This is a genomic window from Armatimonadota bacterium (assembly GCA_036504095.1).
GTDB lineage: Bacteria > Armatimonadota > DTGP01 > JAKQQT01 > JAKQQT01 > DASXUL01.
In genome coordinates this window covers 181,295-201,269 of the sequence record DASXVS010000024.1, presented here as the reverse complement: position 1 = coordinate 201,269, position 19,975 = coordinate 181,295, and the positions used below count along the sequence as shown (strand labels likewise).

Below are 19,975 nucleotides of genomic sequence, written 5' to 3'. Positions count from 1 at the left end.
GTCGGTGCCCCTCGAGGGCGATTGTCACCGCACCACCGCCGTGTCCTTCCACCCGTACGCCACTTCGACGAGGTCCACGCCGCCAATGGCGAGCACCCGTCGGCGGACGTACTGGCCGCCAAGCGCCTCGTAGAAACCGCGCGACGGGTTGTCGCGGAGAACCCAGATCAGCATCGAGTCCATCCCGGCTTCGCGCAACCGGCGCGCAGCCTCCGATACGAGGCGCCGCCCGAGGCCAAGGCGCTGGTGCGTCGCGAGGAGATAGAGGGCCCCAAGCTCTCCAGTGAACACCGGGTCTTCGCTTCGTTCCGGCCCGGCGCTGGCGAAGCCGACAACGCGGCCGGCGTCCTCTGCCACGAGCGTGAACCAGCCCTTGTCCACGTCCTGGGCCAGGTTCTGCGTCCAGCGCACCGAGCGGTCTTCCACACTAAGCCCGTCCAGGACCGCCTCAGGCACGATGCCACGGTAGGTCGAGCGCCACGAAGAGACGTGGACGCGTGCGATCCCAAAGGCATCGGCGAGAGATGCGAGCCGGATGGTGATTCCGGTGTCTGAGGTTGGCACTGAGTCTGCCCCTACTTCGGTCCGATGAGCGGGTGTTGGCGAAGGATTACCTGGACGGCGTGTATCATCAGCAGCAACCATCCGATGACGGCCGCCCAGCGAGGGATCGCCAAGGGGTCGGAAGGTTCAGCGCGCGGCAACCGTTCAGGCTCATCACCGGGTGGAGTCGGGACGCGCAGCGGTTGCGGAGGGCCGAAGACGACCGGCGCCGATCCAAGGGGCGCGAAACCCAGGCCGGCGAGGCTCCCCGGAGAGCCTTCCGCGATCTCGGCGCCCACCCGATTGAGACGGGCAGCGGCAAGCTCAGCGTGGGTGGGCGGCGGCCCTTCGGGGGCGCACCGCCAGCAGCAATCATCCCCCAGCGCCATGAACGTGTCCCGGCACTGCGGGCACTGCACCAGTTCGATATATGTGTGTACGGGCTTCATAGTGGATATACTCTTCGCTACGACCAAGGATACGTCACACTCCACATGGGAGCCAAATCGCCGACGGGGCAGGGCGCACGGCGGCGAAAAATCAAATCTGAATCCTTGACAATATACCTGAGTTACTTTATCATATTACTTAACCAGAGCGGTCGGCGACGCGTCCCCCAGGGATTGCGCCGACGTCAACCAGGGCGATTGTCGGATTCGGGTCATTGTATTCCGGGAGGCAGCGGCATGAAATTCGCAACGAAGGCTATACACGCGGGGCAGGCGGCGGACGAATCCACCGGAGCCACTATTGTTCCCATCTATCAGACGTCCACGTACACGCAGGCGGGGGTTCACAAGCACAAGGGCTACGAGTATTCGCGCTCGGGAAACCCGACGCGGGCCGCCCTGGAGGAATGCATCGCCTCCCTGGAGGGTGGGGGGAACGGCCTCGCGTTCGCGTCAGGGCTTGCGGCCGAGACCGCTGTTCTCTCGATTCTACGTCCGGGAGACCACGTAGTCTCCGCCGCGGACATCTACGGGGGGACTTACCGTCTCTTCGAAAAAGTTCTGACGCCGCAGGGCGTCAGCTTTTCCTACGTGGACGGGGCGATCCCCGCCAATTTCGAGGCGCCGCTGACGCCCGCCACGAAACTGATATGGATCGAATCGCCCACGAACCCGCTGCTGCAACTCGTCGATATCGCCGCGGTTGCCGCTATCGCCCGCGCGCACAGCGTGCCTCTGGCCGTGGACAACACGTTCGCTACACCAGCCCTGCAGCGACCCCTCGCCCTGGGAGCGGACATCGTCGTGCACAGCACCACAAAGTACATCGGCGGCCACTCCGATGTCATCGGCGGCGCGGTGGTGGTGAACGACGCGGTCCTGCACCGTGATATCCAGTTTTACCAGAACGCCGCGGGCGCGGTCCCGGGGCCGTTCGACGCCTGGCTCACGCTGCGCGGCGTCAAGACGCTGCAGCTGCGTATGCGGCAGCATGGCCAGAACGCCCAGCGGATCGCTGAATTCCTGCAAACCCACCCGCAGGTGGATGCCGTCCACTACCCCGGGCTGCCGGCTCACCCTCAGCACGAGCTTGCGAAACGCCAGATGGACGGCTTCGGCGGAATGGTATCGTTCGCCATCAAGGGCGGCCGCCCGGCGGTGGAGGCGTTTGCGAGCAGCCTGAAGGTCTTCGCCTTTGCGGAGAGCCTGGGCGGCGTCGAATCCCTCTGCTGTTACCCCTCGGAAATGACCCACGCCTCGGTCGCCCGCGAGGAGCGCGAGCGCCGGGGCATCACCGACGGAACACTGCGGCTGTCCGTCGGCATCGAGGATTCGGACGATCTCATTGACGATCTGGACGCCGCGCTTAAGGCGGCAGTTTCAAGCCGGTAGGCCGGCACGGAGGCTGGCGCCGCGCGACAGACGCGGGGGCCGGCGCCACACTAGGGAAAAGGAACATACAAGATATGAGCACTCAGAACCAGGGGGTGGAAACCCTCGCCCTTCACGCCGGCCAGGTTGTTGACCCGGCCACCAACGCGCGCGCCGTGCCGATCTACCAGACGGCATCGTACGTATTCGATTCGTCTCAGCATGCGGCCGACCTCTTCGGGTTGCGCGCTTTCGGCAATATCTACAGCCGCATTATGAACCCTACGACCGACGTGTTGGAGAAACGCCTGGCCGCGTTGGATGGCGGTACAGGCGCGCTGGCGCTTTCCTCGGGGCAGGCAGCGATAACACTGGCGGTCCTGAACATCACCAGCGCCGGGCAGAACATCGTTTCCGGGAGCAATATCTACGGCGGAACTTACAACCTTTTCCACTACACGCTGGCGCGCCTGGGCATCGATGTCCGGTTCGTCGATTCGTCGGATCCGGCCAATTTCGAGAAGGCGATCGATGAGAACACGCGCCTGCTCTACACGGAATCGCTGGGCAATCCGGCCAACAATGTGGATGATTTCCCGGCGATCTCCGAGATCGCGCACAAACACGGCATTCCGCTGGTTGTGGACAACACCGTGGCGCCGCCGCCGATCCTGCGCCTGAAGGAACTTGGCGCGGACATCATCGTGTACAGCCTCACCAAATACATCGGCGGGCACGGCACCAGCATCGGCGGCGCGATCGTGGACCTGGGCGCCTTCCCGTGGGACAACGGCAAATTCCCCGAGATCACGGAACCCGACCCGTCTTACCACGGAGTCTCCTACTGGGCGGCCTTCGGCAATCACGACAAGGCGGTGGTACCCGGCATCGCGTACATCCTGAAGACGCGCGTTCAATTGCTTCGAGACATCGGTCCCACGCTGGCGCCGCAGAACGCCTTCTATTTCCTGCAGGGTCTCGAGACGCTGCCGCTCCGCATACGCCAGCACTGCGCCAACGCGTTGAAGGTTGCGGAGTGGCTGGAGAAGCACCCGAGCGTAGCCTGGGTAAACTACCCCGGGCTGGCCAGCCACAGGGACCACGCCCGCGCGACGCAGTTCCTGAAAGACGGCTTCGGCGGGATCATCGGATTCGGCATTAAGGGTGGCAGTGAGGCCGGCGCCAAACTCATCGACAACGTGAAGCTGTTCTCACACCTGGCGAACATCGGCGATGCGAAAAGCCTGATCATCCACCCGGCGTCCACAACTCACCAGCAGTTGACGCCCGAGGAACAGAAGAACTCCGGCGTTTCCGCCGATTACGTTCGCCTGTCCGTCGGTCTGGAAAACGTGGACGACATTATCGCCGACCTGGACCAGGCGCTCGCGGCCAGCCAGGCGTAGGCTGGACGACGGGTGACAGGTTTTGAGTATTGAGTTTTGAGTTCCGGGTTTCGAGACCCGGAACTTGGAACTCGAAACTCAATACTCTCACAGGCCGTGCGTCTTTCGGAGAATCCACACTGCGTCGTCCATTTCGATGGACGGGCCGCCCGTCACGTTGAGACGCGCCATATCAACGGGCGTCGCCACGTTGAAGCCGAGCGCGACCTCCAGCGCACGCACGGCGTCTGCCGCGGAATACGCCCCCACGGCTGTCAACTGAACATGGACATCATCGAGGGCGAGTTCCTGGAAATTCGGAGGGGTGGGGTTCTCTACCACGCACTTCACGTGCAGCTCATCGAAACCTTCGGGATCATACCAGCCGACGATCGTCCCGACCGGTAGAGAAGGGTTAGGCCCGATCTGCCCCGAAGACACAACGGCGGTCCCCCGCAGCGTCTCCCACACGAGCCAGCCGAGGTTATCGCCCCACGGGACTCCGTAGATGTCGCCGGTGGTCCAACCATTGCCGTACAGGAACTCAATGGCGTAGATCCGCTTCTGGTCGGTGGTGCGAATAGTGGCCTGGGTCGTGTTACCGAAGTCAGGGAAAAAGAAGGCCTGGGTAGCCGGGTCCATCGGCAGATGGAACGGATTAAACGGGGGTATGACGCTTGGCCCCCATCCGACGGTGCTGTCACCATCAGTGCCGATGAAGAGGAGGCCCTCGGTGTAGTCGCTCAGCGGCGTTCCGTTGTGCGTCCAGTCCAGCCGGTCGAACGTCGCGGAGCGGTCAATCGACGATACAGACGATCCGGCGCCGGTCGAAGTGACGGTCGCGGCGGCAGCGTCGCCGCCCAGCATCAGCTCAAATGCTCCAATAACGACAGCGGAACACAGCGCCAAACGATTCATCCGGGCCCCCCATTCCGACGCGACAATCAAGACAGGCAGCCTAAGAGAAGAAGCAGCCCCGCCCCAAGCGCCTTGGGCGTTTATTACCCTGCAGAAAGCCGAATCCAAAACGGGTAATTTGCACCGTCTCGAAGTACCCGGGTACCAAAGAGGAGGGTTCCGGGTTCCGGGTCTCGAAACCCGGAACTCGGAACCTGAAACTCCCTTACTGCGGCTTGAGCACGACGCAGTCGAGGCCGAAGAGGTACCCGCTGGAGAGGGGGTCCTTGCCGGCATTGGTGACCTTGATCTCGTTGTCGCCGGCTTTCAGCTTCACACTGCCAATGGGAATCGGACCGGAGGGCATCACGCCATCGTGGTAGAGGTTGATCTCGCCGGGAATGGAGACGCCGTTCACCGAGACGCGGAAGATGCCATAATCGTGGGCCTTCGTGAGGTAGGCCGTCGCATCATATGTGCCCGCGTTGGCGACCGGAAGCTGAAAGGTCAGGACCCCGTTGGCCCGTTCGGGAATCCACCAAAGCTGGTTGTCGCCGCTCCAGGCGCCCGCGTCCGACGTCAGTTCTTGCGTGAGGACGTTGCCGACGGTGGCCTTTGCCGAGCCCACGAGGTTCTCGCCTTCAATGGCGCCCTGGATCTTCATCGGGGGCGGCGGAACGGTCGGCAGCAGGTCGGCTGCGTTGGCAGGCAGGGGCGGGTAGGCCTTGTGCGGCTCACTCTGATAGAAATAGGCAACGCTGGAGTAGTCCGCCACGTGGTCATTGTTGGTGCCGTGCTCGATGGTGAACTTGATGGACTTGTGGAACGGGATCGCGTCCTCAATATGCCATCGATAGGTGCTCACGCGCCCGAGGGTCTCATCTTTGATCTGTACGCCGTGGTAGTTGGCGGAGTAGGTGCCTCGATCGAAGTACCAGCCGCTGGAGAAGTAGTCTTCAGTGCCGGTTCCGTTGATGCTGGGCGTGGTTTCGCCATCGATGTAAACCATCTCGTCCCCCTCGAGGAAGCCGAGACCATGGCCCCGCCGGTTCTGCATGAAGAGCGCGGTACCAACGTAATGGCCGTCGCCCTCGGCCTCGAGGATCGTGTAGTTCTTGCCGGGAGAAGTGGGGTTCTCGCGCCGCCACGAAGCGTGGAAATGCCTCATGTTCGGGTTCATCGTCTCGAGGGCAGTGTAATCGATGTTGTAGTAGAATGCATCCAGATTCTTCTTGCTGCGGTTCTCAATGGTCCATTTAGCCGACTGGTGGAACGGCATCGGCCAGTAGCAGTTGTAACCGCCGCTGGTTTCGTTGAGCGGCATGGACTGGTAGTCTACCTGCTGCCCGAAGCCCACCCCGAAGAAATCGCCGATGGGGCATTCCACGCTGGGGTCCTTTTCGCCGTCCCAGTACATGCGGATGATGGTCTGTCGCAGGATTTCCGTATCGGTTCGCGGGGCGATGGTCACCCAGAAACGGTGGACCACCGCGGGGCCTTTCGCGTCGAAGATGGTCAGCGTTTCTCCGGGCTTGATGAAACGCATATCGGCATTGCCGCCTGAGCGATCCCAGGAGCCTTCATGTTTGGCCGTGCCGGCGTGGGGGTTTGCTAGCCCGGCAAGCGGACTTCCGGAGCCGCCGCCGAATCCGCCGCGGGGAGCCTGTGCGCCTGCGGTGCAAGGCAGGAAAGCCGCCATGGCGAAGGCGGCAAGCGTCAAACGGGTGTGCATTGATGCTTCCTCTCTAGCGTGGAGATGAGGGATGCGGAGCCATGCCGCTCCCGCGGGTATGGTAGCAGTTTTCGCGGCATCTTAAGGACGAGCTAGGCGAAACCTGGAGATGTCCGACGGGACCACTCTGCGGTTGGCGCAGATGAAGGTCTCCCGGTAGATGATTGGACCCGCCGGGAGACACCCTCACGCTGCGGGATCACATTCCCACGGTCTTCATCTTGCGGACGTCTGCCTTCGTCTTGCCAGGAACATCGCCCTGACCGGCTTCCCAGCCACCCTTGCACTCCCGGCAATTGCCCATCCCACTGGCGACGCCCTTCGCACAGGAACACGAGCCCATATGCGTCGCACAGAAGTCACACGAAGGGCCGATGCAGCAATCGTATCGGCCGTTCTTCGCCGCCTTAACCTTGACGGCATCTACATGCTTGCGCAGCTTCCTGGCGTCCGGGGTCATCATCATGCCCATGCCGCCCTTCATGCCCTTCATTCCGCCCATAGGCATGGCTTTTATCGTGCCACCCTGCGCCACCTTGCGCTGGGTGGACTGCTGGTCCTTCGGCGCGGCCGAAGCCGAACCCGTTATTCCTGCGGCCATAGCCGCGCTCAACACGAGCATCGCGAACCGTTTCATATTTGCCTCCTGAGGCTCATTGCCGGGTCAACTCCGTGCGGCTCCCACCCGGCTTCGGGAGCGGCCAGCTTTCGCGGCGATGCGCTCATTTTCTCCACCAGTTCCAGAAGCGGAAACGCCGCACCGGGTCCGGCCGGCGGCCGGAGATGGCCGCCATGATACGGGCGTCGATCGCTGCCGGAGCTCGGACGTTGGTCATGAGGGTTGCGCCTGCCACGTCCTGGGTCTCGGAGAGGAGTTCCATCGCCTTCTGGCACCGGAGGCACTTCTGGACGTGCCGGTACAACTTGCTGGATTCGGACACGCCGAGTTCGTCGGATAAGTAGGCCAGTATTCGGTTTTGCACCCAGCCGCACGTTACCATCAGCCTATCCCCACGCCTTTCCGGGCAAGTTGTTGTCTCACCTGCACCAGCGCCCGCCGTAACCAGGTCGAAGTTGTGGCGAGCGGTACCCCGAAGGTCTCACCAAGCTCCTTGAACGACATACCGTCCAGCACGCGCAAGATCACAACCTGTCGCAGTTTCGGGTCCAGTGACTCGACGGCTTCGAGCACTGCGCGCCGTGTCTCGATCGAGAGGATGGCTGCCGCTGGATCGGTTCCTTCAGCCGCCACTTCGCCGCCGTCGTCCGGCAGTCCCAGGTCCACAGTTGCCCGCCACCGGTTCCTAGAATGTGCCAGGTTGATACAGACATTCGAGACCACCCTGTAAAACCACGGCGCAAACGGCCGGGACGCGTCATAATAGCCTAGCTGAGTGTACCCGCGTATGAAACACTCCTGGGCCCAGTCCTCGGCATCCTCCGAGTTCCCCGCGCATCGATAGCAGATGCGGTAGACCCGGTCGCGGTGGCGGGCAATGAGCTTCTCGAAACAGCTCTGCTCACCTTCCGCCGCGCGGCGGGCCAGCACTTCATCTGGAGCTTGAAAGATCATTCGTTTGTTCGCCGCGCACGTTCTCCCAGCGGCATTCATTCAATGTACAGTGTGCGCCAGGGAAATTGTTCAAAATTAACTGAGGATGTTCTCCGATTGGCGGGGAGACGGCTACGCGCCTCCCCGCCATCGTCGATCAAGAACGGCCGGGAGGGAAGCTGAGTACGCTGCGAATCGAGCCGCCCTGCACCACACCCCGCGCGCGTCCCACTCCCCAGACCGGGTGGAAGAGGTCGCAGATGAACCCGATATTCCCGTTGGCGTCCGCCACGATGGGAGTGAAGGACTGGTAATGCATCACGATCGGTTCAGGTTGCGGGTGAGGCCGTCGCGAGGATTGGTTCCCGGGCTTCTCCACTCGAATGTTGTAGTTCCCGTAGACCAACATCGCACCGGCTGGCAGCGTCTTTCCGTCCGGCCCGCCAAACGCGCCGTGGACCACCGTTTCCTGAGTCAGCATTACGGCCCAGCCACCATCCCGCACCTCCCAACCGCTCGCCGGAACGGATTCACCGGAGATGGTGTAAGCGCGGTAGTTCACTTGCGGACTCTGATAGAAGCCGGTGAACATGGCGCCCGGGATCATCTCCTGGCCCATGGCGTCCGCCTGGGTGCTTCGGAAGTCGAGGCCGAAGCGATCGAAGAAGAACTCCTTCGCTGCGGTCTTGTCGGCCGCGATCTGCGCCGGGGTCCGGCCCATCACATGGCTTTGGAAGTAGTTCACCGTGGCGGGATCCATGCCGAGGGTGGATTCCCCTGGAGCGGCGCTGGATTCAGCCATGTAGACCAGGTATTTGTTGAACCCTGTCGGAGTCGGCGTGGTCCCGCCGGGATCGGCTGATGCGGATGCGGCCTGGAGGGCGGATACTGCGACGACGGCTGCGCCGGCTCGGAGCAGGAATGGTATATGTCTCATCTCGGTTTCCTTTCGTTCGGCCCACGCATCTAGCGGGCCGGGACTTGGCGGCTCGTGCCGCTCGTGCTTTCACAGGGTCTTACAGGCTCGCTCGGGCCGATTGTTCAAAAAAGAAACGTGAATAATGTACCCGCCGCCGCGTGTAACCATGCTTGGGGATTGTGTCTCATCACCGACATTGGTCCCCGAACGTGACAGGCCTCGGACGGCAATCAAAGGAGGTTGTATGGGGATGCGAGATCACATCAAGCCACCGGGTATGGCGGTTCCGGTTCTATTGCTGCTGGCAGCGCAGCCGGGGTATACTCAGAAACCGGCGGGGACAGATTCGGCGCCAAAGAGCCTCACCGGCCGGAAGGCAGCAGCCTTCTCGCTGCCGGATGAGGACGGGCGTAAGGTGGACATCGGGAGGATCATGGGCAGGAAACCCATCGTCCTTGTGTTCTATCGCGGTGTGTGGTGACCGTACTGCCATGCGCAACTGGCCCAGTTGGGCCGGCTCAAACAAGAGTTTCAGAAGTCGGGAGCCGCCGTTATCGCCATCTCGAATGAGGACGGGACCGCCCTGAAGCAGATGCAGGACAGGGAGAAGGCTGACTTCATCACCTTCCTGTCGGACCGGAACGGCGAAGCCGCACGGAAGTACGCCGGGGTCTACACGAACGGGGTACTGAAGCCGGGCACGTTTGTTATTGACCGCAAGCGGCGCATTTCATTCGCCTATGAAAATGAGGACTACAGGATCCGCGCTGCGGCGGAAGAGGTGCTCGATGCTGTGCGGAAAGCGGCTCGCTGAAGGCGCGATCAGGGGGCGAGGCGCATCTGGCCAACGGCCAACAAGCATCTCGCCCCCAGCATCCGCATCCTTGGTCAATCGCTCTCAGTGTGCCAACATCGGCGCGCCACTCGACCACTCGCCGCCGTGGTCCTTTGCCGGCGCGCCGGCAATCGCGCCGAGGATGGCGCCGTAGACTATGTGTAACATCATGGGCCCGGCAACCATCATCATCGGACTCGGGGTCTTGGTGCCGAAGAAGCCCAGCCCCACCATGGGGAAGGCCATCGTCTCCATGCCTAGCCACAGCGCCGTGCCCCACAACAGACCGCGCACAACGGGAGCACCGGGAAGTATACGGTGAACGAAGTGCGTGTAGACGAGCGGGAAGACGATGGAGCCATTCACGAAGTGCACCATCATACCCAACCACCATATCCCGCTCATCATCGGCGGGTGGTGCCCGCCGTTCATCATCGATCCGACCATCCCGGCAAGGTCCATCTGGACCAGGCCCATCATATTCGCGGCGTAGAGCATAACCGTCATCACCGCTGTCCCGACGAAGCCCCCTACCATCGCTTTTCCCGAACTGACGTTGTTCATCTGATTCTCCTTTGGTTCCTGTAGTTCCTGCCCCGCTGAGCGGTGCGTGTATGCCTGACATGGATTACTACAGGTGGAGACAGCCGTGTTATTCATCCGCCGGGAACGGAATCGGGCATCCGGGCGGAGAACACCAGGCTTGGCTGACGCCTCGGTAGGCGTGGTGGTGAGTCTGTGCTTTTTCAGGAGAGTCGAGATGACGGATGCGGAGCCATACCGATCGCGCGGGCATGGTAGCCGTTTTCGGCGAAGGGGATACGAAGACCGGAGTCCAGCCGTGACCGTGGAAGCTCAATGTCACACGGAGGACGAACCGCCCCGCGCGCTTGAAACCGCGGCTGGAATCGCCACGGCGTGCCGTGGCGTTTCCAGCTAACTCACAGAAGCCGCAGGCCGGCCGCGATGCGCATGATCTGCGCAACGTCGCGATAGTCCAGCGTACCGTCCCCGTGGAGGGGGCCGCCCACACCCGCCCATGGGTAGATGTCGAGGCGCTGTTGGCCGTACGGGTCCATGGGGTCCGTCCCGGCGATCATCCGCGCCGCCTCAACCGCGTCGCGCATATCCACAATGCCGTTGTGATCGATATCGCCATACGGCCATGGGAAGTTGAAGTCCGCACCGAAATTGTCCACGCCGGGCCGAACCGTCACTACCACAGTGCCGATGGACGTTGTGGTGGACGCTGTAACTGCCCACTGTCCCGGCGCGAGGTTGGCGATCCGGAAGCCGCCGTCGGGGCTGCGTGTGTTTACGCTCTTCGTTACCGTACCCATGGTCGCCGTGATGCGGATTCCCGTTTCGGCGTTGGCATTGGTCGTCACCTTACCGACAATGCACCCAACTGTCGCGTTGCGCGTATCGACGTTACCGAGTGTTTTCGCCGCGTCGATCCGCCCGAAACCACCGTACTCGCTCCATCCACCATTGGCAACGGCCTGGGTATTGACCGCGCTCCGCTGAAGCGCCTGGTAGAGGGTGGCGGCGGCGTTGGGGGTGTTGCGGGTGATCCCGAATTTCTGCGCGTACAGACCGGCGAGGCCGGCCACGAAAGGACACGCGGCCGACGTACCCGGCGCGTAGTCATAGTTCTCGTGCAGGTAATCGTTGATAGTACCCCCCATACCGTCGGATTGCACCTGCAATTGGAACGGATGGGTGGGCATACAGGACCATACGGTGAACTGAACGGGTACATCCAGGACCCCGTAGATGGGCACCGTCACATTCGGGTCCAGATCGCCTCCCGGAGCGGCGATGCCCAGATACTGCCCGTGATTCGAGTAGGAGGCAGGTGTGTCATAGTGGTCGGTGGCGCCAACCGCGAGCACGTGATTGTCGCACGCGGGGTACAGGGGACGGTTCTGCCCGGGGTTTCCGAGCGCGTCGGCGCCTCCATCGTTGCCCGCCGCGGCGACAACCAGGACGTTATGCTGCCAGGCATAGTCCACCGCATCCTGCTCGAAGGAAGAGTACGTATAGTCGCCGAGACTGAGACTGATCACCTGCGCGCCGTGGTCCACCGCCCAGTAGATGCCGCTGATCTCGTCGTCTACCGAACCGGTTGACGCGTCGTTCAGGACCTGGATCGGCATCACCTGTGCGGCGTACGCGATCCCGATGGCCCCCCCGACGGGGTTGACCGTTCCGCCGTTATTGGCGGCAGCGCCCACGATTCCCGCTGTGAACGTGCCGTGCCCAACCTGATCGTCGGTCAGCGGCTGCGCCTGTCCGGTGCCTCCGAGGAACGAAACGGCATCGGCCAGGTCGAGCTGTCCCCCCTGCGCGGCGTTAGCGCTGCTGCCCCCCACGTTCAGCCAGTCCGGATGCGCCAGGTCACACCCGGTGTCGATCACGGCGATCTTGACGGGGTTCGCCGGCTTCGTGGCGGACATGTAGTATGTGCCAGGGTAATCGCGCCAGGCATCCAGAGCGTTGATCTTCTGGAGCGCCCACATGTAGGTTTTCTGGTCCGCGGCGGCAATCGACTCGCCGTAGGTCCGCGTGGTGTAATCGGGCTGCGGGTCGGTGGCTGTCCAACCCGGCTCATTCGGCGGGTTAAGGGTGAGAATCCGACGCCGCACATTGGGCTCCGCGCGCAGCACGCGCGGATCGGCGCGTAGCTCAGCCAGGGCGGCGCTCATCTGCGCGCCCCTGGGCAGTCTGAGGATCGACATGGCCCCCTGAGTATGGGTGCCGATGACCGGGAAGTGGAAGCGCACGGGCGGGCTGCCGTCGCGCCACTTGACCATGATGCGGTCTGTGGTCCACGGCCGCTCGGACCGCGAGAGATACGGCAACGCGCCGTTCGCTCCGGCGACGGCGCCGAAGCAGGCCAGAAGCGCCAATAAGCGCGGTCTAAACATCTTCATATACCTTTTCCGACGGCAAGACCCGCGCCATAGTTCCGGCGCCCGAACGGCGAAGCAGGAACTACCAACACAGAATCATGCAGCCTTGTCGCGCACTCCTGTGGCTCGCCCCCCGTCCTAACCATATTGTCCGGCCAGGGCCAGCACTTCGTTCAGCGGGCGCATGCCGGCGGAGCAGGTCGGGTCGCTCAGGCTGGCCGCCGCCGCGCAGACGGCCAGCGTCAGCCGATCTTCCATCCCCCAGCCTTCGTGGGCGCCGTAAAGGTATCCCGCGCAGAACGCATCGCCCGCGCCCGCGGAGCCTTGAATGTATCCCGGAGGCAGACGCAGACTGGACCTGAACCACTCCCGGCCGGCTTTGTCGCGAGCATAACCGCCTTCGGGCGCATGAAGCACAACCGTCTCGTTCACCCCGAGTTCCAACAGTGTGGCTGCCGCGCGCGACATGGCGTCTCTATCCAGCGCATCTCCCACACGGATGTCGATGCCCGCGATGCGACCGCCCTCGATCTCGTTGCAGATGAGCGTATCGATGTGCGGAAGAGCCGGCCGCGCGATGCGCTGAAACCGGTCACTGGACTCGCTCACAACGTCCACGGAAGTGTGGATGCCGCGACGCCGCGCATCGGCGAGCAACCGCGCCGCCGCGGTGCCATATTCTTCGTCTTCGGCGTCCATCGACTCCAGCAGAAGCAGGTATCCCAGATGCAGGATGCGGCAATCAAGCATGTCCAGCGGCACATCCCGCGGTGCGAATTCGGCATTTGGCCCGCGATTGTGAAAGAACGTTCGGCGCCCCGTGCCGCGGACCGTCATGACGCAGGTGTATGATGTTCTGCCTGTCTCGCTTCGGCGGAGGAAACACCGGACACCGCGCTCGCGCATATCGCGTTCAATCGCGTCGCCGTCCTCGTCGCAACCGAGTACGCCGATTCCCGTGAGTGGAAAAGGTGCCTGCAACGCCGCAAGGTCCATCAGGACATTGTACGGAGCGCCGCCGGTGCCCTTCCGTTCGTCCAGTATGTTTGCCAACGCTTCCTGCTCGGGCCATGTGTCAATGATCTTGACGTTGTCCACAATCCAGTTGCCGGCGGCGGCAATGCCCCGGCGTTCCGAGTTCGACATAGCGGCTCCTCCGTTACATATTATCCACAGGTAACGCGCACGAGCACATATCGAGGTGGAAACATGCGCTGGGGAATCACAATCGCAGCCTTCGCCCTTGCGGCCTCAGGCGCGCGGACACAAACGGCCGCCCCCCTCCGGTTTGAGGTTCAGCTGGCAAGGGAAGCGGCCTCCGCTCCGGTTTCGGGCCGCCTGCTGGTCTTCATCACGAACGTCAAACAGCCGCTGGATACCATCAGCACCGGCTTTGGCGGCGCCTTCGGAGGCGCTTCCACATACACCGCCGCGCAGGAGGTCGAGGGCCTGGCTCCCGGCGAAGCAGTGGTGATAAACCCGGACACGCTGGCCTATCCGGCGCCACTCTCCTCGGCTCCAAAGGGCGACTGGCAGGCCATGGCGCTGCTGGATGCCGACCACTCCTTCGCGCGTTCGGAGCAGGGTCCGGGGGACATCACAAGCGCAGTCGTCAAACTCTCGAACCTGGATTCGGCGCACGCCGGGACGATTCCCCTTCTGCTGACCCGTGTGACGCCCGCTCCGCGCAAGCGGACGGTAGACGGCGTAACCGAAGTCAAGTTCACCAGCCCCATTTTGTCTCGGTTCTGGGGGCGCCCCGTCACGATGCGGGCCGCTGTCGTGATGCCGCCGGACGCCTCGAAACGGCGGTGGCCCGCTGTTTACCGCGTGCCCGGTTTCGGCGGCGGAGACGAAGGAGCATTCTGGAGCTCAAGATCGCTCAGGGACCGGATGAAGCGCGGCGTCATCCCGTCGATGGCGCACGTGTTCCTTGACCCGGAGACATCTCTCGGGCATACCGAGTTCGCGGACTCCGTCAACAACGGACCCTGGGGCGCCGCGCTTACCCGCGAGTTCATCCCGTTCCTGGAGAAGCGGTTCGGCCTGCTAACCGACGCCCGCGGGCGCTTCCTTACCGGCCACTCGTCTGGCGGATGGAGCACGCTCTGGCTGCAGGTGAACTACCCGACGTTCTTCAACGGAACGTGGTCCACCGGGCCGGATCCGGTCGATTTCCGCTCGTTCTGCACGATCAACATCGATGCAAAGCCCCTTGAGAACGCTTACGTGCGTCCTGACGGTGCGGCCCGCAACCTCGTGCGCTTCGGCGGCGCGGACACTATGTCGTTCCGCGACTTCGCGCGGTACGAAATGGTTGCTGGCGAGTACGGCGGACAGATGGCGTCGTTCGAAGCCGTCTTCAGCCCTCGAGGCCAGGACGGCCGCCCGATGCGCCTGTTCAACCGCCACACCGGCGCCATCGATCCGGCCGTGGCTCGCGCATGGCGCCGCTACGACATCCACCGCGTGCTCGCGGCCGGCGGGAAACCGCTCATGGCGAAGCTAAAAGGGAAACTCCATATCATCGTGGGCGACCGTGACAATTTCCACCTCAACGAAGCGGTCGTTCTTCTTCGAGACTACCTGAAGTCCGTCCATAGCGATGCCTACGTCGAGATTGTGCCCGGGCGCGATCATATGGACCTGTACACCGGCGGCCTCGAGAACCGTATCCTGCAGGCCATAGGGAAGCGGTGGAACGCAACCGGCCAGGCAGCGTCTCCAAAACGGATTGAAGGTTCCGCGCGGGCAAAGGGTCAGACAAGACAAACGCTCACGAAGAGGGAACGAAGATGAAGATTCGACCAGTATCACGGTGCGCGGTTCCAGGCTACCCGGCCATTGCGATGGCAGCGCTCGTGGCAGCGGGCGCCAATGCGAATGCGGCAAACCTGATCATTAAGAGCGGGCCCAAGCCACCGAAGACCACGCAGACAGAGCCCAAAGCGCCGGTTATGCTTGGAAAAATCGCCGCGCCGCTCCTGCCGAAGAACGGTGTAGACGGCGCGCCGGTCCTGTGGAGCGATACGGCATTCGTATCAACAGCTATGCTGGCGGATAAACTGGGCGTCCGCGTGATCCACCCTGCCAGCAAGAGCGATTGGACGCTTGAACTCGGTACTAAGCGCGTCGTTCTGACTCAGGGGAGACTCGAAGCGATCGCCAACGGCAAGCCCATCCGGTTGCCGGTGCGCCCGTTCATGCAGGGCCGATCGCTTTACGTTCCTGTGCGGGCTGTGGGTGAAGCGCTAGGACTCACCATCGGGCAACGCGGGTTGGACATCGCCCTCAGCACATCGAAGGGGCGTAAAATGCTCATCCTGAAGGCCGTTCCTGTGGACAAGACTGGACCAGCCGCGCCACAGCCGCTTCAGGGCACCCCCGCCCCGCCGCCGCTGCCGAAGCGCTAGTTCGAAGAACGTGCCAGACACGGCACAACGGGATAGAGGTACGACATCATGCGGCTACGACCCACCAAACACTATAGCTCCCCTAATTACCCGGCCATGTTCCTGGCGGCACTCGCCGGTACAGGTGCCGCCGCGAACGGGGCGAATCTAATCGTCAAGGGAAGGCCCGCGCCCCCGAAACTGCCGCCCGTTGAGACCAAGCCGATGCCACTCCTCGGCGAGGTCGCCGCCCCGGTTCCTCCCACGCGAGTGTTCAACAGCTTCGGGATCCTGGTGTCGAGCACCACGTTCGTCCCGGTTACAGTCCTGCGGGACGCGCTGGACGTTCGTCTGGCTCACGCTGGGAATCCACCGGCCTGGACCCTGAAACTCGGCGAGACGACGGTTGTCCTGGCGCCGGGACAGACAACCTCCACCGTGAACGGCCGGGTGATGCGGTTCTCGGAAGCGCCTCGCCTGATTCGAGGCGAGCTGTTTGTGCCGGCGCGGGCTGTTGGGTCGGCGCTGGGTCTGAACGTCTCGAAGCGTGGCGCAAACGTTGCGATTTTCTCCGCGACGGGGCGCAAGGCGCTGGTCCTTCAGAACGTCGCACCCAAACTCCCTCCGGCGCCGGGCATGATGGGGCCTCCGAGGTTACCCCGACCGTAGCCTGTTCGCTCCGGATAGAAGGATCGTTCATTTGGACCTGTCCCTGCACCTGACCGCCCGCTGCAACCTGCGCTGCCGGTACTGCTACGAATCCACCCACCAGGGTGGCGATATGACCGTCGAGACAGCCCGCGCGGCCGTGGACCTGGGGGTCGATATCACGCAGCGCGAAACGCCCGCATGGCCGGTCGAGATCGTGTTCTTCGGGGGCGAGCCACTCCTGCGCCGGGACCTTATCGCGGAAACGGTAAGGTACTGCCGGCAGGTCTCGCGGAAGACGAGTCGCCGATTCGTCTTCCATATGCCCACCAACGGGCTGCTTCTGGATGAGGCGTTCCTCACGGGCGAGGACACGCGTGAGATCCAGGTCGCCCTCAGCATCGACGGCACCCCATCCGCCCACGACGCCAACCGGGTGGACGCGGTGGGCCGCGCTTCCTTTGGGACCGTAGCGCGCGCAGCGGAACTCCTGCTACGGCATCAACCGGACGCTCAGGCGCAGATGGTCGTCACGCCGTTCACCGCCCGCTGGCTCGCCGCGTCGGTGAAGTGTCTGCATTCCATGGGCTTTCGGTCGATTGTCAGCACGCTCGATCACGGCGCGAAGTGGGAACTGCGGCATTTCCGCACGCTGGAGCACCAGTACGAGTTGGTTGCCGACTGGTATTACCAGGCTTACGCCGACGGAACGGCCGTCCGGTTCAGCCCTTTCGACCACAAGATCCAGTCCCACATACGGCCGGATCGCGGCCATCTCGCTCAGTGCCATCTGGGGCAGCGGCAGATTTCGGTTGCGCCGAACGGCCGTCTCTACCCATGCGTCCAGTTCGTTGATGACGGCGAGGGGGACGCGTGGGCCATCGGCGACGTGAGGACGGGCCTTGATGAGGCCGCCCGCGCGCGCTTGCGAGACCTTAGCACGGAGGACCCGCCGGAGTGCCTCGAGTGCGCCATCCGCCCGCGCTGCATGCACTCCTGTGGTTGCCAGAACAAGCAGACCACCGGCCGCCTCGAGCGCGTCTCCCCGATCGTGTGTGCCCACGAGCAGACGGTCCTGCCGGTTGCCGACCGCGTCGCCGAACGCCTATACGGAGAGCGAAATGGGCTCTTCATCGCGACCCACTACGGCGGCGACACCGTGCAGATCGACGGCGCGGCCCCACGGCTCAGCAGTCGAAAGACCCGTTGACGCCAGCCAGGGCGTTCGGCTTCAGTTCGCAGGCCATTACGTTCGCTTCGATCTCCGGGGTCTGGTGCGCGAACGTGATGCCGAAATCCGTGGACGTTCTGAAGCCGAACCGGTGGTAATAGGCCGGGTCGCCAAGAAGCAGCACGGAGGTGTAACCCATCTCGCGTGCCAGCCCCATGCTCTCCCTGATCAGAGCGGAACCGATTCCATTGTCACGATGCTCCAGGGCGACGCAGACGGGCGCCAGAAGGAGCGAACCCGACTTGCCGGTCCCGTTCACGATGTCGATCTTCGACATCATAATGTGGCCGATAAGTTGCCCACCTTCCTCGGCCACCAGGGCCAGTTCCGGGATGTATGCATCGCCGCTCCGGACCTGGTTCACAAAGTCCTGTTCGGTTCCACCGCTCACCTTCGCCGTCTGAAACGCGACTTTGACCAACTCGTATATGCGCGGGAAATCGTCGCTGGTTTCTGTTCTGATGATCATGTCGATCCTCCGTTGCCGATCCAGATGCCCGCATACGGGAGGCGTCCCCCCGCATGCGTGCTATCCACACCATTTTTCGTAGGCCATCCGGATCCGGCGTACGTGGTACGCGACGTTGGCGGACGTGCAGCCGAGAACGTCGCCGGCCTCACGCCACGTCATTCCGTCCATCAGGCAGTCGAGGACGGCGCGCTGGTTCTCCGGTAGCTGGCCGGTGAACTCCCGGACGTGGACTGTGGCGGCGGGGCCGTCACTGCGAGAGGTTGTCACTTCGTGCACGGCGTCATCGAGTGGCACGCAGCGCCGAAGGCGCTGCCGTTTGATCGTGTCCAGCATCCGCCACTTGGCGCGCTGAATCAGGTACGGCTCCGGCTGCCCGATGCGCGTATCGAGCACGGGCAGGGCTTCCAGCAGGCCGACCATCGCGTCCTGCAGCAAGTCGTCCACGTCCTCGCCCGTGACGCGGGCATAGTGCTGGGCCAGGCGTGAGACGCGCGGACGCAGCGCATCCACCACGGCACGCGTGGCGCGCGGATCACCGTTTCTGGCATTTTCGTAGCACGGCCGGATATGACCGGTCCGTGCGCTGTCCAACAGGGGATTCATCCCGGGTAACTCTCCAATACAAGACGAACGAATACGACGCACGAGCGCTTGGCCCGCGTTCCAGCGGTTCGAAATGGAGAGCCGGGAGGTGTATGAGGCGATCAGCGCCTCAAGGGAAACCTACGGCCGGGGATTGCCGGAACGGGGCGAGCAACAGGGGGCTGCATTGACCAAGATATTCTTCACGTTTCTCGTCTCCTTTCCGACGGTGGGTTTGCCGCACGGCGGGTGATTCCGCCGGATGCAAGCAATATGATAGCGCGCGATATCGCGCGCATTCAAAGACATATAGAACGGGGGGCGAGGTTTGCTAAACAAGAACTGAGACCTGAGAATTGAGATTTGAGGCCAGGCGGTCACCCTCAATTCTCAATACTCAACTCTCACTTCTCAGTCGCCACGCATTCGCCGCTCCAGCGCGCGGCGGCACGGCGCCAGGCATCTGCTTCGTCGCCCCATGCCTCCGCGGCGTAGCGGTAATCGTGCTTGCGGATGATCTCGGCGAGTTCCGAGATAAGCGGCTCCAGATGTGCGGCGCAGGCCATGCGGACCCAGTGGTCGGTCCCGCGGCGGGCGCGGCGGACGAGGCGCTGGATATGCGGCACGCAGAGTCCTGGTGAGGACTGGAACGATGCCTGAACCTCCGGCCAGACGAGGGCGGTGGCGAGCGCGTCCACGTAGCGCGCTTCGGTCTCCTTCAGGTAGGCGCAGGCGCCGCACCTCGGTGCGGGGCGCCGGCCGGACGACGCCGGGGAGGTCTGGGTAAGCACATCGTGAAGCAGGATGGAGACGCCGAGCGGGCTGCCGTTGTCCTCAAGCAGCCTCGTGTGTTCTCCGCAGAGCCCTCCCGCCTCCCGGAAGCGGAGCCGCGCCTTCACATCCGTGATGCCCTCGCGCAGCAGGCTCTGGATCCAGCCCTCGACGGCCCGTCGATTCAGCCCGCAGATAGCGCACCCGCCGCGGGCGAGCGCCTCGCGCACCTCGTGTTCAGTCGCGTGCTTATCGTTCTTCATCAAGGGCATTATGTCGCG

General features: G+C 63.2%; 21 protein-coding genes and 1 pseudogene. 8 read left to right on the top strand and 14 right to left on the bottom strand.

Annotated features, from left to right (window positions below; all coding sequences use genetic code 11):
- Nucleotides 1–24 precede the first annotated feature (24 nt).
- On the bottom strand, nucleotides 25–564 hold the full coding sequence (locus VGM51_04935) for a GNAT family N-acetyltransferase (protein HEY3412391.1): 540 nt from the start codon (nucleotides 562–564) through the stop codon (nucleotides 25–27).
- 11 nt (nucleotides 565–575) lie between these two features.
- Nucleotides 576–992 carry a hypothetical protein gene (locus VGM51_04930; protein HEY3412390.1) on the bottom strand — a complete coding sequence of 139 codons (417 nt, stop codon included), beginning with the start codon at nucleotides 990–992 and terminating at the stop codon, nucleotides 576–578.
- Nucleotides 993–1,229: 237 nt separating this feature from the next.
- On the opposite strand from VGM51_04930, the gene VGM51_04925 reads away from it, so the two are divergent.
- Nucleotides 1,230–2,384 (top strand): cystathionine gamma-synthase, encoded by a 1,155-nt coding sequence (locus tag VGM51_04925; GenBank protein HEY3412389.1) that lies wholly within the window; start codon nucleotides 1,230–1,232, stop codon nucleotides 2,382–2,384.
- 74 nt (nucleotides 2,385–2,458) lie between these two features.
- Nucleotides 2,459–3,769: an O-acetylhomoserine aminocarboxypropyltransferase/cysteine synthase gene (locus tag VGM51_04920; GenBank protein ID HEY3412388.1), complete on the top strand. Its 1,311-nt coding sequence runs from the start codon at nucleotides 2,459–2,461 to the stop codon at nucleotides 3,767–3,769.
- Nucleotides 3,770–3,856: 87 nt separating this feature from the next.
- Here VGM51_04920 and VGM51_04915 read toward each other — a convergent pair whose 3' ends face one another.
- From VGM51_04915 to VGM51_04890, 6 genes are all read right to left on the bottom strand, one after another.
- Entirely contained in the window at nucleotides 3,857–4,666 is an 810-nt protein-coding gene (locus VGM51_04915; GenBank protein HEY3412387.1) for a hypothetical protein, read from the bottom strand.
- 205 nt (nucleotides 4,667–4,871) lie between these two features.
- Nucleotides 4,872–6,377: a DUF2961 domain-containing protein gene (locus tag VGM51_04910; protein ID HEY3412386.1), complete on the bottom strand. Its 1,506-nt coding sequence runs from the start codon at nucleotides 6,375–6,377 to the stop codon at nucleotides 4,872–4,874.
- A gap of 199 nt (nucleotides 6,378–6,576) precedes the next feature.
- The gene (locus VGM51_04905) at nucleotides 6,577–7,014 is read right to left on the bottom strand and encodes a hypothetical protein (protein ID HEY3412385.1); all 438 of its coding nucleotides are present in this window, start codon (nucleotides 7,012–7,014) and stop codon (nucleotides 6,577–6,579) included.
- Between the two features lie 85 nt (nucleotides 7,015–7,099).
- Nucleotides 7,100–7,378 (bottom strand): hypothetical protein, encoded by a 279-nt coding sequence (locus tag VGM51_04900; protein ID HEY3412384.1) that lies wholly within the window; start codon nucleotides 7,376–7,378, stop codon nucleotides 7,100–7,102.
- Nucleotides 7,378–7,950, bottom strand: a complete 573-nt coding sequence (locus tag VGM51_04895; GenBank protein ID HEY3412383.1) for a sigma-70 family RNA polymerase sigma factor — start codon at nucleotides 7,948–7,950, stop codon at nucleotides 7,378–7,380. The genes VGM51_04900 and VGM51_04895 overlap by 1 nt, the downstream gene beginning before the upstream one ends.
- Nucleotides 7,951–8,086: 136 nt before the next feature.
- Nucleotides 8,087–8,866 carry a hypothetical protein gene (locus tag VGM51_04890; GenBank protein HEY3412382.1) on the bottom strand — a complete coding sequence of 260 codons (780 nt, stop codon included), beginning with the start codon at nucleotides 8,864–8,866 and terminating at the stop codon, nucleotides 8,087–8,089.
- A gap of 232 nt (nucleotides 8,867–9,098) precedes the next feature.
- On the opposite strand from VGM51_04890, the gene VGM51_04885 reads away from it, so the two are divergent.
- Nucleotides 9,099–9,329, top strand: a complete 231-nt coding sequence (locus VGM51_04885; GenBank protein ID HEY3412381.1) for a hypothetical protein — start codon at nucleotides 9,099–9,101, stop codon at nucleotides 9,327–9,329.
- A gap of 12 nt (nucleotides 9,330–9,341) precedes the next feature.
- Nucleotides 9,342–9,662, top strand: a pseudogene (locus VGM51_04880) (redoxin domain-containing protein).
- 84 nt (nucleotides 9,663–9,746) lie between these two features.
- On the opposite strand, the gene VGM51_04875 reads toward VGM51_04880, so the two are convergent.
- From VGM51_04875 to VGM51_04865, 3 genes are all read right to left on the bottom strand, one after another.
- Entirely contained in the window at nucleotides 9,747–10,247 is a 501-nt protein-coding gene (locus tag VGM51_04875; protein ID HEY3412380.1) for a DUF6789 family protein, read from the bottom strand.
- Between the two features lie 377 nt (nucleotides 10,248–10,624).
- Nucleotides 10,625–12,619 (bottom strand): S8 family serine peptidase, encoded by a 1,995-nt coding sequence (locus tag VGM51_04870; protein HEY3412379.1) that lies wholly within the window; start codon nucleotides 12,617–12,619, stop codon nucleotides 10,625–10,627.
- Nucleotides 12,620–12,736: 117 nt separating this feature from the next.
- Nucleotides 12,737–13,744 carry a carbohydrate kinase family protein gene (locus VGM51_04865; protein HEY3412378.1) on the bottom strand — a complete coding sequence of 336 codons (1,008 nt, stop codon included), beginning with the start codon at nucleotides 13,742–13,744 and terminating at the stop codon, nucleotides 12,737–12,739.
- Between the two features lie 63 nt (nucleotides 13,745–13,807).
- Between VGM51_04865 and VGM51_04860 the strand changes: the two genes are divergently transcribed.
- From VGM51_04860 to VGM51_04845, 4 genes are all read left to right on the top strand, one after another.
- Nucleotides 13,808–15,397 (top strand): alpha/beta hydrolase, encoded by a 1,590-nt coding sequence (locus tag VGM51_04860; GenBank protein ID HEY3412377.1) that lies wholly within the window; start codon nucleotides 13,808–13,810, stop codon nucleotides 15,395–15,397.
- Nucleotides 15,394–16,011, top strand: coding sequence for a copper amine oxidase N-terminal domain-containing protein (locus VGM51_04855; protein ID HEY3412376.1), 618 nt, complete (start codon nucleotides 15,394–15,396; stop codon nucleotides 16,009–16,011). The genes VGM51_04860 and VGM51_04855 overlap by 4 nt, the downstream gene beginning before the upstream one ends.
- A gap of 204 nt (nucleotides 16,012–16,215) precedes the next feature.
- Nucleotides 16,216–16,659, top strand: a complete 444-nt coding sequence (locus tag VGM51_04850; protein HEY3412375.1) for a copper amine oxidase N-terminal domain-containing protein — start codon at nucleotides 16,216–16,218, stop codon at nucleotides 16,657–16,659.
- A 31-nt stretch (nucleotides 16,660–16,690) separates the two neighbouring features.
- Nucleotides 16,691–17,848, top strand: coding sequence for a radical SAM protein (locus VGM51_04845; protein HEY3412374.1), 1,158 nt, complete (start codon nucleotides 16,691–16,693; stop codon nucleotides 17,846–17,848).
- On the opposite strand, the gene VGM51_04840 is transcribed toward VGM51_04845, so the two are convergent.
- From VGM51_04840 to VGM51_04830, 3 genes are all read right to left on the bottom strand, one after another.
- Nucleotides 17,826–18,338, bottom strand: a complete 513-nt coding sequence (locus VGM51_04840; GenBank protein ID HEY3412373.1) for an N-acetyltransferase — start codon at nucleotides 18,336–18,338, stop codon at nucleotides 17,826–17,828. The genes VGM51_04845 and VGM51_04840 overlap by 23 nt on opposite strands.
- 60 nt (nucleotides 18,339–18,398) lie before the next feature.
- Entirely contained in the window at nucleotides 18,399–18,944 is a 546-nt protein-coding gene (locus VGM51_04835; protein ID HEY3412372.1) for a sigma-70 family RNA polymerase sigma factor, read from the bottom strand.
- A 383-nt stretch (nucleotides 18,945–19,327) separates the two neighbouring features.
- Nucleotides 19,328–19,957: a DUF6062 family protein gene (locus VGM51_04830; protein HEY3412371.1), complete on the bottom strand. Its 630-nt coding sequence runs from the start codon at nucleotides 19,955–19,957 to the stop codon at nucleotides 19,328–19,330.
- Nucleotides 19,958–19,975 lie beyond the last annotated feature (18 nt).